This is a genomic window from Morganella sp. HMSC11D09 (assembly GCF_001807955.1).
Lineage (GTDB): Bacteria > Pseudomonadota > Gammaproteobacteria > Enterobacterales > Enterobacteriaceae > Morganella > Morganella morganii.
Window position 1 is genome coordinate 6013 of the sequence record NZ_KV791697.1, and the last position, 13246, is coordinate 19258.

The 13246-nt window shown below is 45.9% G+C and carries 15 protein-coding genes and 1 pseudogene; 13 read left to right on the plus strand and 3 right to left on the minus strand.

Annotated elements, in window-relative coordinates:
• Nucleotides 1-620: 620 nt before the first annotated feature.
• The 7 genes from lepA to acpS all read left to right on the plus strand — a co-directional run bounded on the left by lepA (nt 621) and on the right by acpS (nt 7118).
• A complete protein-coding gene (lepA, locus tag HMPREF3119_RS13480) occupies nt 621-2414 on the plus strand; it encodes a translation elongation factor 4 (RefSeq protein ID WP_032098592.1) in 1794 nt (597 codons plus the stop codon).
• Nucleotides 2415-2441: 27 nt separating this feature from the next.
• Nucleotides 2442-3434 (plus strand): signal peptidase I, encoded by a 993-nt coding sequence (lepB, locus tag HMPREF3119_RS13485; protein ID WP_004236987.1) that lies wholly within the window; start codon nt 2442-2444, stop codon nt 3432-3434.
• A gap of 178 nt (nt 3435-3612) precedes the next feature.
• Nucleotides 3613-4293, plus strand: coding sequence for a ribonuclease III (rnc, locus tag HMPREF3119_RS13490; RefSeq protein ID WP_004236985.1), 681 nt, complete (start codon nt 3613-3615; stop codon nt 4291-4293).
• On the plus strand, nt 4290-5198 hold the full coding sequence (era, locus tag HMPREF3119_RS13495) for a GTPase Era (RefSeq protein ID WP_004236984.1): 909 nt from the start codon (nt 4290-4292) through the stop codon (nt 5196-5198). The genes rnc and era overlap by 4 nt, the downstream gene beginning before the upstream one ends.
• Before the next feature lie 7 nt (nt 5199-5205).
• The gene (recO, locus tag HMPREF3119_RS13500; RefSeq protein ID WP_070580006.1) at nt 5206-5964 is read left to right on the plus strand and encodes a DNA repair protein RecO; all 759 of its coding nucleotides are present in this window, start codon (nt 5206-5208) and stop codon (nt 5962-5964) included.
• Nucleotides 5965-6000: 36 nt separating this feature from the next.
• Complete coding sequence (gene pdxJ / locus HMPREF3119_RS13505) at nt 6001-6732, plus strand: pyridoxine 5'-phosphate synthase (protein ID WP_004236982.1); 732 nt, start codon at nt 6001-6003, stop codon at nt 6730-6732.
• Nucleotides 6732-7118: a holo-ACP synthase gene (gene acpS / locus HMPREF3119_RS13510; protein ID WP_004236981.1), complete on the plus strand. Its 387-nt coding sequence runs from the start codon at nt 6732-6734 to the stop codon at nt 7116-7118. The genes pdxJ and acpS overlap by 1 nt, the downstream gene beginning before the upstream one ends.
• Before the next feature lie 31 nt (nt 7119-7149).
• Here acpS and HMPREF3119_RS13515 read toward each other — a convergent pair whose 3' ends face one another.
• Nucleotides 7150-7410: a YfhL family 4Fe-4S dicluster ferredoxin gene (locus HMPREF3119_RS13515; RefSeq protein ID WP_015422607.1), complete on the minus strand. Its 261-nt coding sequence runs from the start codon at nt 7408-7410 to the stop codon at nt 7150-7152.
• A gap of 286 nt (nt 7411-7696) precedes the next feature.
• Here HMPREF3119_RS13515 and HMPREF3119_RS13520 point away from each other — a divergent pair, with 286 nt between their 5' ends.
• Together HMPREF3119_RS13520 and HMPREF3119_RS19855 are read left to right on the plus strand one after the other, a co-directional pair.
• Entirely contained in the window at nt 7697-8023 is a 327-nt protein-coding gene (locus HMPREF3119_RS13520) for a hypothetical protein (protein ID WP_070580008.1), read from the plus strand.
• Nucleotides 7989-8117, plus strand: a complete 129-nt coding sequence (locus HMPREF3119_RS19855; protein ID WP_305777636.1) for a DUF1240 domain-containing protein — start codon at nt 7989-7991, stop codon at nt 8115-8117. The genes HMPREF3119_RS13520 and HMPREF3119_RS19855 overlap by 35 nt, the downstream gene beginning before the upstream one ends.
• 44 nt (nt 8118-8161) lie before the next feature.
• On the opposite strand, the gene HMPREF3119_RS13525 is transcribed toward HMPREF3119_RS19855, so the two are convergent.
• Entirely contained in the window at nt 8162-8542 is a 381-nt protein-coding gene (locus tag HMPREF3119_RS13525; protein ID WP_004241915.1) for a VOC family protein, read from the minus strand.
• Between the two features lie 561 nt (nt 8543-9103).
• Here HMPREF3119_RS13525 and HMPREF3119_RS13530 point away from each other — a divergent pair.
• A complete protein-coding gene (locus tag HMPREF3119_RS13530) occupies nt 9104-9442 on the plus strand; it encodes a hypothetical protein (RefSeq protein WP_004236976.1) in 339 nt (112 codons plus the stop codon).
• Nucleotides 9443-9589: 147 nt separating this feature from the next.
• Here HMPREF3119_RS13530 and HMPREF3119_RS13535 read toward each other — a convergent pair whose 3' ends face one another.
• Nucleotides 9590-10105: a type VI secretion system baseplate subunit TssF gene (locus tag HMPREF3119_RS13535; protein WP_225310101.1), complete on the minus strand. Its 516-nt coding sequence runs from the start codon at nt 10103-10105 to the stop codon at nt 9590-9592.
• A gap of 133 nt (nt 10106-10238) precedes the next feature.
• Between HMPREF3119_RS13535 and HMPREF3119_RS13540 the strand changes: the two genes are divergently transcribed.
• The 3 genes and pseudogenes from HMPREF3119_RS13540 to HMPREF3119_RS19980 form a co-directional block, all read left to right on the plus strand.
• Nucleotides 10239-11138 carry a DMT family transporter gene (locus tag HMPREF3119_RS13540; RefSeq protein WP_004241939.1) on the plus strand — a complete coding sequence of 300 codons (900 nt, stop codon included), beginning with the start codon at nt 10239-10241 and terminating at the stop codon, nt 11136-11138.
• Nucleotides 11139-11754: 616 nt separating this feature from the next.
• On the plus strand, nt 11755-11967 hold the full coding sequence (locus HMPREF3119_RS13550; RefSeq protein WP_004236972.1) for a hypothetical protein: 213 nt from the start codon (nt 11755-11757) through the stop codon (nt 11965-11967).
• Between the two features lie 243 nt (nt 11968-12210).
• Nucleotides 12211-12327 (plus strand): annotated as a pseudogene (locus HMPREF3119_RS19980) (GDCCVxC domain-containing (seleno)protein); the annotation flags it as partial.
• Nucleotides 12328-13246 lie beyond the last annotated feature (919 nt).

Here is a 13246-nt window from a genome sequence, read left to right on the forward strand (position 1 = left end):
GGACATCGGCATAAAATCTGCCAGTGTCACGGTTGTTTCACCGCTGCGTTGCTGATTCAGTTTTTCAAGAATTCGGGTTATTTGATCCATTGATAATGGCCTCATAAATATGAAATTTAGTTAATGACATAAGTGTGTACTTTGCAGTACTCTTTAAATTCATTATTTACCGATGTTATATTTCTAAAAAAATGAAATTATTGATATATATTACTAAAATTGAGTGTCGGTTTTGGAATGAGGATAGTCAATCAGAACGATTAGCATGATGTGCTGATTTTGATGGAAATTAATTATCTATATGATTATTAATCATAAAAAAGATATTACGCGAGCGGGAGTAATGAGCTGATTTTATTGTTTTGCTTTTATCATCAATTTTATTTATATAAAAAATGGTGTCGGTGATAATGACAAAACGAATGCGATCCGTATGGATTATTCGCCGTGCCCGTTTTTTTCTGCGGTAAAATGAACGTTTCTTTGAGTTGAGTGTCTGTAGCATGTAGAATGCTGCCAATAAGTCTATTAACCAGCAATATAGAGTGTTGGCTTTGAGTCCTTACAGGTGTCCAAAGCTAGTTTTATAGGGCATTACAAAGAAGAATTTTATCTTGAAAATCAACCATATCCGAAATTTTTCCATTATTGCTCATATCGATCACGGTAAATCTACTTTATCGGATCGCATTATTCAGATTTGCGGCGGTTTATCCGATCGTGAAATGGCGGCGCAGGTTCTGGATTCAATGGATCTGGAACGCGAACGCGGCATTACCATCAAAGCACAGAGCGTGACGCTGGATTACACCGCACAGAATGGTGAAACGTACCAGCTCAACTTTATCGATACCCCGGGACACGTTGACTTTTCTTATGAGGTCTCCCGTTCACTGGCTGCCTGTGAAGGGGCGCTGCTGGTGGTTGATGCGGGGCAGGGGGTTGAGGCGCAGACGCTGGCAAACTGCTATACAGCGATGGAAATGAACCTGGAAGTTGTCCCGGTTCTGAACAAAATTGACCTGCCTGCTGCCGACCCGGAGCGGGTGGCGGAAGAGATTGAAGACATCGTCGGGATTGAGGCGGCAGATGCTGTGCGCTGCTCGGCGAAAACCGGTGTGGGCGTGACCGATGTGATCGAACGCCTGGTACGTGATATTCCGCCGCCGGAAGGTGACCCTGATGCGCCGTTACAGGCACTGATTATTGACTCCTGGTTTGATAACTATTTAGGGGTTGTGTCTCTGATCCGGATTAAAAACGGCACACTGCGCAAAGGCGACAAAATCAAAGTGATGAGCACCGGCCAGGTGTATAACGCAGATCGCCTCGGGATCTTCACACCAAAACAGGTCGATAAAGAGATCCTCAGATGCGGTGAAGCCGGCTGGGTGGTCTGTGCGATTAAAGACATTCTCGGGGCACCGGTCGGCGATACGTTAACCGGCGCACGCGCACCGGCGGATAAACCGCTGCCGGGCTTTAAAAAAGTCAAACCTCAGGTCTATGCGGGTCTGTTCCCGGTCAGTTCTGATGACTATGAAGCTTTCCGTGATGCACTTGGTAAACTGAGCCTCAACGATGCTTCCCTGTTCTATGAGCCGGAAAGCTCTACCGCACTGGGCTTCGGTTTCCGCTGCGGCTTCCTGGGTCTTCTGCATATGGAGATTATCCAGGAGCGTCTGGAGCGTGAATATGACCTCGATCTGATCACCACCGCGCCGACCGTTGTTTATGAAGTGGAAACCACCAGCGGTGAAATCGTCTATGTCGACAGCCCGTCCAAATTGCCGCCGCTCAACAATATTGAAGAGCTGCGCGAGCCGATTGCGGAATGTCATATGCTGCTGCCGCAGCAATACCTCGGTAACGTGATTACCCTGTGTATCGAAAAACGCGGTGTGCAGACCAATATGGTTTATCACGGTAATCAGGTTGCTCTGACCTATGAAATTCCGATGGCGGAAGTGGTGCTCGATTTCTTCGATCGCCTGAAATCCACCTCACGCGGCTACGCATCACTGGATTACAACTTCAAACGTTTCCAGGCGTCTGACATGGTGCGTGTTGATATCCTTATCAACAGTGAGCGGGTGGATGCACTGGCACTGATTACGCACCGCGATAATTCTATGTACCGCGGCCGTGAGCTGGTGGAGAAGATGAAAGACCTGATCCCTCGTCAGCAGTTTGATATCGCGATCCAGGCTGCCATCGGTATGCATATTATTGCGCGTTCAACAGTGAAACAGCTGCGTAAAAACGTTCTGGCGAAATGCTACGGCGGTGACGTCAGCCGTAAGAAGAAACTGTTGCAGAAACAGAAAGACGGTAAGAAACGCATGAAACAGGTCGGTAACGTTGAGTTACCGCAGGAAGCGTTTTTAGCCATTCTCCATGTCGGCAAAGATTAATCATTCAGCAGGTTGTAAGGAGACATAATGGCGAACACCTTTGCGCTGATCCTGACCCTGGCAACGTTGGTTACCGGGATCATCTGGGCGGTGAATAAATTTAAAATTCAGCCGGCCCGTAAGAAAAAACTGGCGCGCATGGCGGAGCTGACTGAAGGAACCATGGATCAGGCCCATCTGGCTGAGACTGTGGCCAAACCGGGCTGGGTGGAAGGTACCGCATCCCTGTTCCCGGTGCTGGCGATTGTCCTGATCGTGCGCTCATTTATTTATGAGCCGTTCCAGATTCCGTCCGGGTCCATGATGCCGACGCTGTTAATCGGCGACTTTATGCTGGTGGAAAAATACGCGTACGGGTTAAAAGACCCGATCACGCAGACCACCCTGATCAAAACCGGGGAGCCGAAGCGCGGTGATATTGTCGTGTTTAAATATCCGGAAGATCCGCGTGTCGATTATGTCAAACGTGTGATTGGCCTGCCGGGCGATAAAGTTGTTTATGACCCGTATGCCAAAGAGTTACAGGTCTATCCGGGCTGTACCAAAGACCAGAGCAGCTGTGAAACCCTGCCGGTCACCTATGGTCAGGAGTATGAAAGCGAGTGGGCTATCCGCTGGGAAAAATCCCCGCTGGGCGGCTCCTTTATGAGTGGCGGCGCGCGTCAGTTCCCTATCGAAGATGATATGGAAGTCGGTTATCGTCGTCAGGCGGAACGGATTGAAAACCTGGGGCCGGTTGCTCACCATATTCTGACTGTTCCGGAAATCACCCCGGACAGCATCAGCGGGCAGCGCCTGTTCCGTCAGCCGGGATTACCGGAGTACACCTGGGTGGTGCCGGAAGGGCATTACTTTATGATGGGTGATAACCGCGATAACAGTGCGGACAGCCGCGTCTGGGGATTTGTGCCTGAACAAAACCTGGTCGGCCGTGCAAGCTTTATCTGGTTAAGCCTTGAAAAACAGGAAGGTGAATGGCCTACCGGTCTGCGCCTGAGCCGTTTCGGACGGATAGAATAGAAAAAACAGAATTTGCTGAGCATTACCTGTAATCACAGTGTAGAATATGCCCCGCAAAATGATTGGCTCCCCGGTATACGGGGAGCCAGTGCAAACGCAACAGTTTTGTATCGCGGCTTTTCGCGGCTACAGGTCTGTTGCGTGTGCGTTTTATAAACATCCTAATTTTTGGTCGCACATGAACCCGATAGTGATAAACCAGCTGCAGCGAAAACTCGGCTATACTTTTACCCGTCAGGACTTATTAATGCAGGCACTCACTCACCGCAGTGCCAGCAGCAAACATAACGAACGCCTGGAATTTCTCGGCGATTCTATTTTAAGTTTTGTTATTGCCAATGATTTATATCACCGCTTCCCGAAAGTGGATGAAGGGGATATGAGCCGGATGCGCGCCACACTGGTGCGCGGAAATACCCTGGCGGAACTGGCCCGCGAATTTAACCTCGGCGAATGTCTGCGCCTGGGGCCCGGGGAACTGAAAAGCGGCGGCAGCCGCCGTGAATCGATCCTCGCGGATACCGTCGAAGCCCTGATTGGCGGGATTTTTCTCGACAGTGATATTCAGACAATTGAGCGGATTATCCTCAGCTGGTATGAATCCAGACTGAACGAAATCTCGCCCGGGGATAAACAAAAAGACCCGAAAACCCGGTTACAGGAATACCTTCAGGGGCGGCATCTGCCTCTGCCGAACTACCTGGTTGTTCAGGTAAAAGGTGAAGCTCACGATCAGGAGTTCACCATTCACTGCCAAATCAGCGGTGTTGAACAGCCGGTAAAAGGAACCGGTTCCAGCCGCCGGAAAGCCGAACAGGCCGCGGCGGAACAAGCATTAATTTTGTTGGAGCTTGAATGAGCGAAGAAAACACCTATTGCGGCTTTGTCGCGATAGTCGGACGTCCCAATGTGGGCAAATCCACCTTACTGAACCAGTTACTGGGGCAGAAAGTCTCTATTACCTCGCGGAAACCGCAGACCACGCGGCACCGCATTATGGGGATCGATACACAGGATAATTACCAGATTATCTATGTGGATACCCCGGGGCTGCATATTGAGGAGAAACGGGCAATCAACCGCCTGATGAACCGTGCGGCCAGCAGCTCCATCGGTGATGTTGAGCTGGTGATTTTCATGGTTGAAGGTACCAACTGGACGCCGGATGATGAGATGGTACTGAATAAAGTCCGCTCTCTGCGCTGCCCTGTACTGCTTGCCATCAACAAAGTGGACAACGTGGAAGATAAAACCAAACTGCTGCCGCATATTGCGTTCCTCAGCCAGCAGATGGATTTCCTCGACGTGGTGCCGCTCAGTGCAGAGAAGAAAATGAACGTCGATACCATTGCGAACATCGTGCGTCAGCACATTCCGCAGGCACCGTTCCACTTCCCGGAAGATTACATCACTGACCGTTCACAGCGTTTTATGGCCTCTGAAATCATCCGTGAAAAACTGATGCGTTTCCTCGGCGATGAACTGCCGTACTCGGTGACTGTGGAAATCGAACAGTTTGTTGTGCAGGACAACGGCGTATTTCAGATCAACGGTCTGATCCTCGTTGAACGCGAAGGCCAGAAAAAAATGGTTATCGGCAACAAAGGCAGCCGTATCAAAACTATCGGGACGGAATCCCGTATTGATATGGAACGCCTGTTTGATGCCCGTGTTCACCTCGAACTGTGGGTGAAAGTCAAAGCCGGCTGGGCAGATGATGAACGTGCACTGCGCAGCCTGGGTTATGTTGACGACCTGAAGTAACGCACCAATGGACGGCTGGCAGCGCGCATTTGTACTCCATAGTCGCCCTTACAGTGAAACCAGTCTGATGCTGGATGTATTCACTGAACAGGAAGGGCGGCAGCGCCTGCTGGCGAAAGGGGCGCGCCGCCGCCGTTCAGGTCTCAAAGGGGCATTACAGCCCTTTACGCCGCTTCTGATCCGCTGGGGCGGGCGCGGGGAACTGAAAACCCTGCGCGATGCGGATCCTATCTCCCTCGCTTTACCTCTGACCGGCACTGTTCTTTACAGCGGCCTGTATATCAATGAACTGCTCTCCCGGGTGCTGGCTAACGGCGTTACCTATTCCGCCCTGTTTTTTGATTATCTGCGCTGCCTTCAGTATCTCGCGGCCAGTGATACCACACCGGAGCAGGCACTGCGTCAGTTTGAGCTGGCACTGCTGCACCATATCGGCTACGGCGTTGACTTTCTTCACTGTGCGGGCAGCGGTCAGGAAGTCTCTGATACCATGACGTACCGTTACCGTGAGGAAAAAGGCTTTATCGCCAGCCTGGTGGTGGATAACAGCAGTTTCACCGGCCGTGAACTGAAAGCACTTGCCGCCCGGGAATTCCCGGATGCGGAAACTTTACGTGCCGCCAAACGCTTCACCCGCATCGCTTTAAAACCCTATCTCGGCGGAAAGCCATTGAAAAGCCGCGAATTATTTCGTCAATTTGTGCGCCCGCCGTTGGTTTCAAAAGAAAATGGCCGCAGTGGTTCCTCTTCGTCTGAAAAAGGTTAAACTGAATAACAAAAGTTACCCGGAGGATGATAAAAAATGAGTGAAGTTTTATTGGGTGTAAACATTGACCACATTGCAACTGTCCGTAATGCACGCGGCACCAACTATCCTGACCCGGTTCAGGCGGCATTTGTCGCAGAGCAGGCGGGGGCGGAAGGTATCACTGTGCATCTGCGCGAAGACCGCCGTCATATCACCGACCGTGATGTGGAACTGCTGAGACAAACCATTCAGACCCGTATGAACCTGGAAATGGCGGTCACTGATGAAATGGTCGATATCGCCTGCCGTATCAGACCGGCATTCTGCTGCCTGGTACCGGAAAAGCGTCAGGAAGTTACTACGGAAGGCGGTCTGGATGTTGCCGGTCAGAAAGAAAAAATCGCCCGTGCGGTGAAACGCCTGACTGAAGCGGGTATTAAAGTTTCCCTGTTTATCGACCCTGACCATACCCAGATTGATGCTGCGGATGATGTCGGCGCACCGTTTATTGAGATCCACACCGGCGCTTATGCGGACGCGGAAACGTCTCAGGAAGAAGACAAAGAATTTATCCGTATCAAAGATGCGGTTGCTTATGCGGCTGGTAAGGGCCTGAAAGTGAATGCCGGACACGGTCTGAACTATCACAACGTCCAGCGTGTTGCGGCACTGCCGGCGATTTATGAGCTGAATATCGGCCATGCGATCATCGGCCGTGCGGTCTTCAGCGGACTGGCTGCTGCTGTTGCGGATATGAAAACCCTGCTGCGGGAAGCCCGTCGTTAATGGCAATTGTCGGCATTGGTACAGATATTGTTGAAATAAGTCGTATTGAAGCGGTTATCGGGCGTTCCGGCGACCGCTTTGCAAAACGGATCCTCAGTGACGCGGAATGGGACGTGTACCGGCAGCATAAACAGCCGGTGCGCTTTCTGGCCAAGCGGTTTGCGGTTAAAGAAGCGGCATCCAAAGCACTGGGCACCGGGATCCGTCAGGGGCTGGCGTTTAACCAGTTTGAAGTCAGTAATGACTCACTAGGCAAACCTAACCTGACCTTTCTCGGCTATGCCGGAGAACTGGCTGCCGCCCGTGAAGTCACACACTACCATGTCTCTATTGCCGACGAGCGTCATTACGCTTGTGCTACGGTTATTCTCGAAACAAACACCTGAAATTGCGCCCTCTGCGGGCGCATCATTACGCTTAAATCTTATCGGCGTGATACATCAGCACAAACTTATCCCACAGCATTTCCTGTGTTTCGGTATGTTCAGGATCGATAATAATGGTGTTGGTAATCGGACAGACTGACTGGCAGGTCGGTTTATCATAATGCCCGACACACTCAGTACATAAATCAGGATTAATTTCATAGATAGAATCCCCCATTGAAATTGCTTCATTAGGGCACTCAGGTTCGCACATATCGCAGTTTATGCAACGTTCGGTAATCAGTAACGCCATAGTCGCTATCACCATATAAATTATTTAAAATTCAGTAACTTATATCTTGCACTTATACGTTACTCTCTGCCGCTTCCGGCAGTGTTCCCGGAACTGATTATAGCGGCTTTTATCGGTTGGTAACACCCGGTAAAGCTGTTACAGATGACAGTATGCCCAAAAATTTCCGGAACGGAGATAAAGTGGCCTTAAAAGCTGAGTTGTGCACAGAATTAAATTAATGTACCGGTATACTGAGTCAGGACATGATTTTCATCATAGATGTACATTTTCAGGGAACAGAGACATGGATGAGCTGGTGAAGAAAAAATATAATATAGCGTTCACGGTATTATTGCTGATTGTGCTATCTGCTGTTTATATATGGTTATCGGTAGTGTACTTTTCAGACTATATAAATAAAAAAGATATTATCAAGGTTCATATTGGTCAGTTTTTTATACTTTCTGTACCATTGTTACTGTACTTTGCATCAGGCAGTATCATGATTTTTTTAAATAAAGAAAAATTTCTTAAAAAGCATAAATTTTTCAAAGTGTTATTTTATATATTCCTTTCTTTGGCTATTTTTTCATTTTATTTTATTAATAATCGGTTCGATGTACATGGATAAAAAATTTATATCTGAGGGATATATCGAATGCCCGAAAGCCTCATTCAGGTCATCAACGGTTTATGTTGCTGATACTGGTTTGTGCAAAAAATAACATGGAGTGTATTCCCTGTTATTTTTTCAGATCACAGATTATCATCAATCAATATTTGTGGTGTCAGTCGCACAGACTCTCAGGCGATGTCCGTCGGGGTCGGTTGCCACGAAAGTGTAGCCGAAATCCAGCATTGCGGGTTTCATAATAATCTTCGCATCCAGTTCACTCCATTTGCGAAAAATCTCATCAACTTCCCGGTTACTGATATCTGACATGCATATTTCCGTACCGCCAATATGTGGTTGTGGTGCAGGGTCGATACCGGATTTTGCCTGAAGTCCTAATATCATATCGTCCGATAAGGCAAAAACAGAAAATTCACTGTATTGTTCAACAGGCTCTGCATTAAGAAGTCTGGTGTAAAAACGGGTACTTTTCTCAACGTCGCTGACGTACAGAATAATGCTGTTTGGTTTAAACATGCTGCCTCCTGTGGTTTTTCATATCATAGCCCCGTTGAATGACAGAAATTGTCAGCAGTGATAAATCCGGAATAGTGCCACCGGGGTTACCTGTGTATTTTTATAAAAAAATAATAATGATCTGATGTGATTGGTAAATCATTATTTTGATGTTATTTGTTTTTCCGGAATAAAGGGCCGAAGTATTGCTGTGGCTTTATTATTTATTGCCGGAAGTGTAACATTTGCAGAATAAAATATATTGTAACAGTGAAAAAATTATCTTGCACAGTTGTGGCAGGAATTGCTGACACAATTTATATCGGTATGAATCAACAGAACAGGGACTTCCTGTATATTCTTCACTCAAAGCAACAGGTATGCAATGAAAAATATCAACACATTGAAGTCAATCACAAATCAGGGAACCGGTAAATTTGTATTGCTCAGCATATTAACTGCGGGTATTTATCCGATAATGTGGGCCTGAAAAAATACTGATGCCTTTAATTCAGAGCTGAAAATGAAACCATTTGAAAGTTCAGTGTTCATTTATCTGGCGATTGCAATGGGGGTGTCTTTATGGATGTATTCAGCTTTATGAGTGATGCCTATAATTACGGGTATATCGCTGAATCAAACAATATTTATGATATATTGGGTACTATCATCACAATCGGGATGACTGTTTTCTGGATTGTCTGGGCATTTAAGATGAAGAGCGCTTTAGAATATTATGCAGCAAAAGAATTCGGCATTTCTCTGCGTCTTAACGGATTCTGGACATTTTTATTTCAATACTTCTATATCAACTACTGCATGAATGCGCTGGAAGAAGATTTTGCCAAGGAAAAAATGCTGGCAGATGTCCGGAGTAACTACTCAAATAACAGTACGGATGATGATGAAAATAAAAATTAATTTACTGTTACCTCTGTGCCTGCTTCTTTCAGCGCCGGCGCTGGCGGTTGACGAATAAATACGCTGTTAATTCCTGTCTCTGAAAACGGGCTGTTAATCTGTGATAGCGGCCCGTTTATTTCAGCTACTTCCCTCAGATGCACATGTTTAAATCAGTGATTTATACCCGTTCAGTAAATAAGGCGCCAAATGCCAGACCGTATCATTATCGGTAAATTGCACATTCATTTTCAGCATCATATTTTCTGACAGGCAGAACGGGAAGAAATGATATAAGTGCATGACAAACATAAAGGCATCGCCGGTATTGTCATATTTATGCGGATCAAGAGTCATTGTCAGATCCAGACAGCGGTAAGGTTTTCCCCGGACAAGACGGTCATCCAGTACTGAATCAACCGCGTGAATACCGCTCAGCAGCTGGTTTATCTGTTTGCAGCGCTGCCGGTCTGTATCCTGATACAGCACATAGTCGCTGATCAGCTGTTTTACCGAATCCACTGACGACAGCATAAAGCTGTTGGCACTGTAGTGTGACAGCAGATTCCAGTAAGCGTGATTATCCGTTATCGGCGGGTAGCACGGCGTGCATTGTGTGATGCCGGTGGCTTCCAGCAGATCCGGCAGCAGCGGGCGGAATATGATTATGACATCTCCGGGCACAGAACCGGCGGCCACTCCTGGCCACATTCATTAAAAATTATTTTAAAAACCATAACTATTTTGATAAATAACAAGTCTGCTTTGTGGTCACCATGTTACGGTCGGATAAATATTGGCCAGGCGGGAGCGGGATATGCCTTATTTATTCTTAACGCTGGCGGCGTGTTTCTGGGGCGGGAACTATGTTGTCGGGCATCTTTTGGTGACAGAAGCCGACCCGGTGATTTTATCGCAACTGCGCTGGCTGGTGACGGCGGTTTTACTGATGACGCTGTATTTCAGTCAGGTGAAACAGCAGTGGGAATTCATGAAAAAGGCAAAAGGGATAATTCTGTTTCTGTCATTATGCGGACAGGTTTTATTCCCGGTCACATTGTATATTGGTCTGCAATATACCACAGCACTTAATGCTGCTATTTATATGTCGGCAACGCCGTCAATTGTTTTACTGATCAATGCGCTGGTGTTTAAAGAAAAAATTCAGGGGAAAAATTATATCGGCGTATTATTGAGTACGTTAGGTGTGATTTATCTGATATTTAAAGGTAATCTGAATTTTTCAGAAGTGATCAGTCATCTGAATAAAGGAGATTTGTGGGCACTGGGGTCCGCCATCAGCTGGGCGTTGTATTGTGCTTTTTTAAGACTGAAACCCCGTGAGGTGAAAGGTAATGCATTTGTGGCCATCAGCTCGGTGACCGGCAGCCTGATGATGTTACCAATACTGATTATTTATCTGTTTTCACATGATTTTCAGATCAGCAATATGGGAAATTATGCCTCGCCGCTGTTTATATCCGGGCTTGCCTATCTGGTTATTTTTCCGTCTTGGCTATCATACCTGCTGTGGAATAAAGGTATCCTGACTATCGGTGCAACAAGAGGGGAGATTTTCTCTCACCTGATCCCGCTGAGTGGCGGTTTCTTTGGTGTTCTTTTCCTCAGTGAAAAATTACACAGTTTCCATTTTTTAAGTGGTGCTTTAATTATTTCCGGAATTTATTTTTGTTCTTCTGCGAAAAAACAGGGGTAAAGTAAAGGGGGATGATGCTTGTTATTTTTTATTTATTTCCATTGGTAAATAATAATGGAGTGTCATTAATCCCGATTATTTTAAAAATTAATATCACAGGCGGCAGGGTGCCGGGACATAAAAATCCATCTCCTATGATAAAGAAACTGGCCACATCGGTACTGGTACAATCAAATACTAAAAAACAAACCGGAGCGATATTGAAACTCTGGCCTCTGATGTACTGAAAAGTGATCAGTATGATGAAAAAGCCAAAGCTTTTGCGGCATTGGAACTGTCTCAGGCTAATAAAGAACGATTCAGTCCGTGTAAGTAATGTGTTATTTAATAACAGTCAGTAATTAAAATTGAAGTGTAAGATAAATAATGAAATTATTTTTTATTGAAGAGGGGTGATAGGTAATATCTGATTATATTGTCGCTGTGAATAATAAATAAGACCACGGATTAGTTAGCATGAATACCGGTATATACGGATTATTCTCTGTTTTTCATGATGTAAAAAAGGAATTCTTGATTAAGATTTAAATAATATGGAGTATATATGCACATACCATGACGTTATCTGTAAACCGGTGTGTCGCTATATGACTTTTTTATTGATAAGGATATCCGTATGAAAGAATTATCTGTTCGTGAGTGTGACGCTGTCATCGGCAGCGGAATCGCTGATTTTCTCCGGCCGGGAAGCGGTGATGTTTCTCCGTCGGTAACACCGGAAAAAACCGGTGGTCAGTTGATTATCGGCGGGGGAATCGGTCTGGGCTTCGGGGGATTCCCGTTTATCGTCGGTGTTTTCATTGGCGGGATCATTAAAATTCCCCGCTGATACAAAGATAATAAATAAGGTCACTGCGATGACCTTTTTTGTGCCCGGAAGAAAGTGAAAAAAATAAAAAAAAGCCCGGACACAAAACGTGACCGGGCGGAAAGGATATAGGTATGATAATCATGAACAGTATGGAAAGTTCATGTGTGTATAATAAAGGGAGCTGTCTAAACAAAAGCACAACACAAGGCCGTTACAGGGAAACCGGTGGCAGGTGTTGTTTTTTACGGTGTCACACCATAACCGCTTCCGGGAGACTGCTGTGTATTTTGTTCTTACGGCACGGTGGCTTGTCCGCCGGTACAGGAAGCCGCGCTGACGGGGAAAAAATCCTGCTGCTGTCAGTCGTCCGGGGAATAAAAAATACCCGCACAGGTTAGTGTGCGGGTAAATCATGTCAGAACGTGTACCTGCACAGTCAGGAGCAGGTCAGTAATGTGAATATCAATTAATTAAAACTGCTTATCAATATAGTCGCTGTACGGAAGATGTACAGCATAAAAATGTATTTACGGTTATTTTTAGTATTTACACGTAGTTGTTTATATCAGGTGGGATACTTATATTGCAGTATATTTTTTCCATGATATACAATGCATTACCGGGTTATTGACCAACATTTCTGACGGGAAATAAAAAAGCCTCTGAACAAACGAAACCGGTTCAGAGGCGTCAGGCGTTACTTTCAGCTTGGTAACATCTTGAAGATAGTTAAATTATATGAATTAGTCAAAAAATGACTGATCAAAAAAATGTGCTTTTGCCGGGAAGGAAAGGGAGAACAGAGTATTGCACAGCATCATAAATAAAAACGCCTTTCAGTTTTGATATAACACTGAAAGGCGTTCAGAGAGACAATACGTCTGCGTTCATTTAATCATCCCATTTCGGGCTCATGACGGTGGCAAACAGACAGGATAAGATAATAAATCCGAGTGTCAGTAAAAACATATATTCTCCTTAATATAACTTTAGTCTGATCCGATAAACATTCTCCGGCGGAAGGTAATAAATCATAATGTGTCTTCACTGACTGATTCTACCTGATAAAGCCGGTAACTCAATGAAAGAAAACTGATTTATTGTCATGATTTGTCATCTTTGTCCGGGGTGTGCTGACAAAGAATAAAGTATGTAAATAAAAACAGCAGAAATGAAAATATCCGTCGCAGCAAAAAAAAGAGTGGCAATAAGATATAAAGGTTGTACATTGTCAGCATGATGAATAATAAAATTCCAGGCTGTTTATCACACAATGCTTTCTGGTGGCGCACAACAT

Coding starts and splice junctions, on each gene's coding strand:
- HMPREF3119_RS13550 (WP_004236972.1), top strand. CDS start 11,755: ATGAAAGAATTATCTGTTCGTGAGTGTGACGCTGTCATCGGCAGCGGA.
- pdxJ (WP_004236982.1), top strand. CDS start 6,001: ATGAGTGAAGTTTTATTGGGTGTAAACATTGACCACATTGCAACTGTC.
- HMPREF3119_RS13530 (WP_004236976.1), top strand. CDS start 9,104: ATGGATGTATTCAGCTTTATGAGTGATGCCTATAATTACGGGTATATC.
- HMPREF3119_RS13515 (WP_015422607.1), bottom strand. CDS start 7,410: ATGGCGTTACTGATTACCGAACGTTGCATAAACTGCGATATGTGCGAA.
- recO (WP_070580006.1), top strand. CDS start 5,206: ATGGACGGCTGGCAGCGCGCATTTGTACTCCATAGTCGCCCTTACAGT.
- rnc (WP_004236985.1), top strand. CDS start 3,613: ATGAACCCGATAGTGATAAACCAGCTGCAGCGAAAACTCGGCTATACT.
- lepB (WP_004236987.1), top strand. CDS start 2,442: ATGGCGAACACCTTTGCGCTGATCCTGACCCTGGCAACGTTGGTTACC.
- era (WP_004236984.1), top strand. CDS start 4,290: ATGAGCGAAGAAAACACCTATTGCGGCTTTGTCGCGATAGTCGGACGT.
- HMPREF3119_RS13540 (WP_004241939.1), top strand. CDS start 10,239: ATGCCTTATTTATTCTTAACGCTGGCGGCGTGTTTCTGGGGCGGGAAC.
- acpS (WP_004236981.1), top strand. CDS start 6,732: ATGGCAATTGTCGGCATTGGTACAGATATTGTTGAAATAAGTCGTATT.
- HMPREF3119_RS13520 (WP_070580008.1), top strand. CDS start 7,697: ATGGATGAGCTGGTGAAGAAAAAATATAATATAGCGTTCACGGTATTA.
- HMPREF3119_RS13525 (WP_004241915.1), bottom strand. CDS start 8,542: ATGTTTAAACCAAACAGCATTATTCTGTACGTCAGCGACGTTGAGAAA.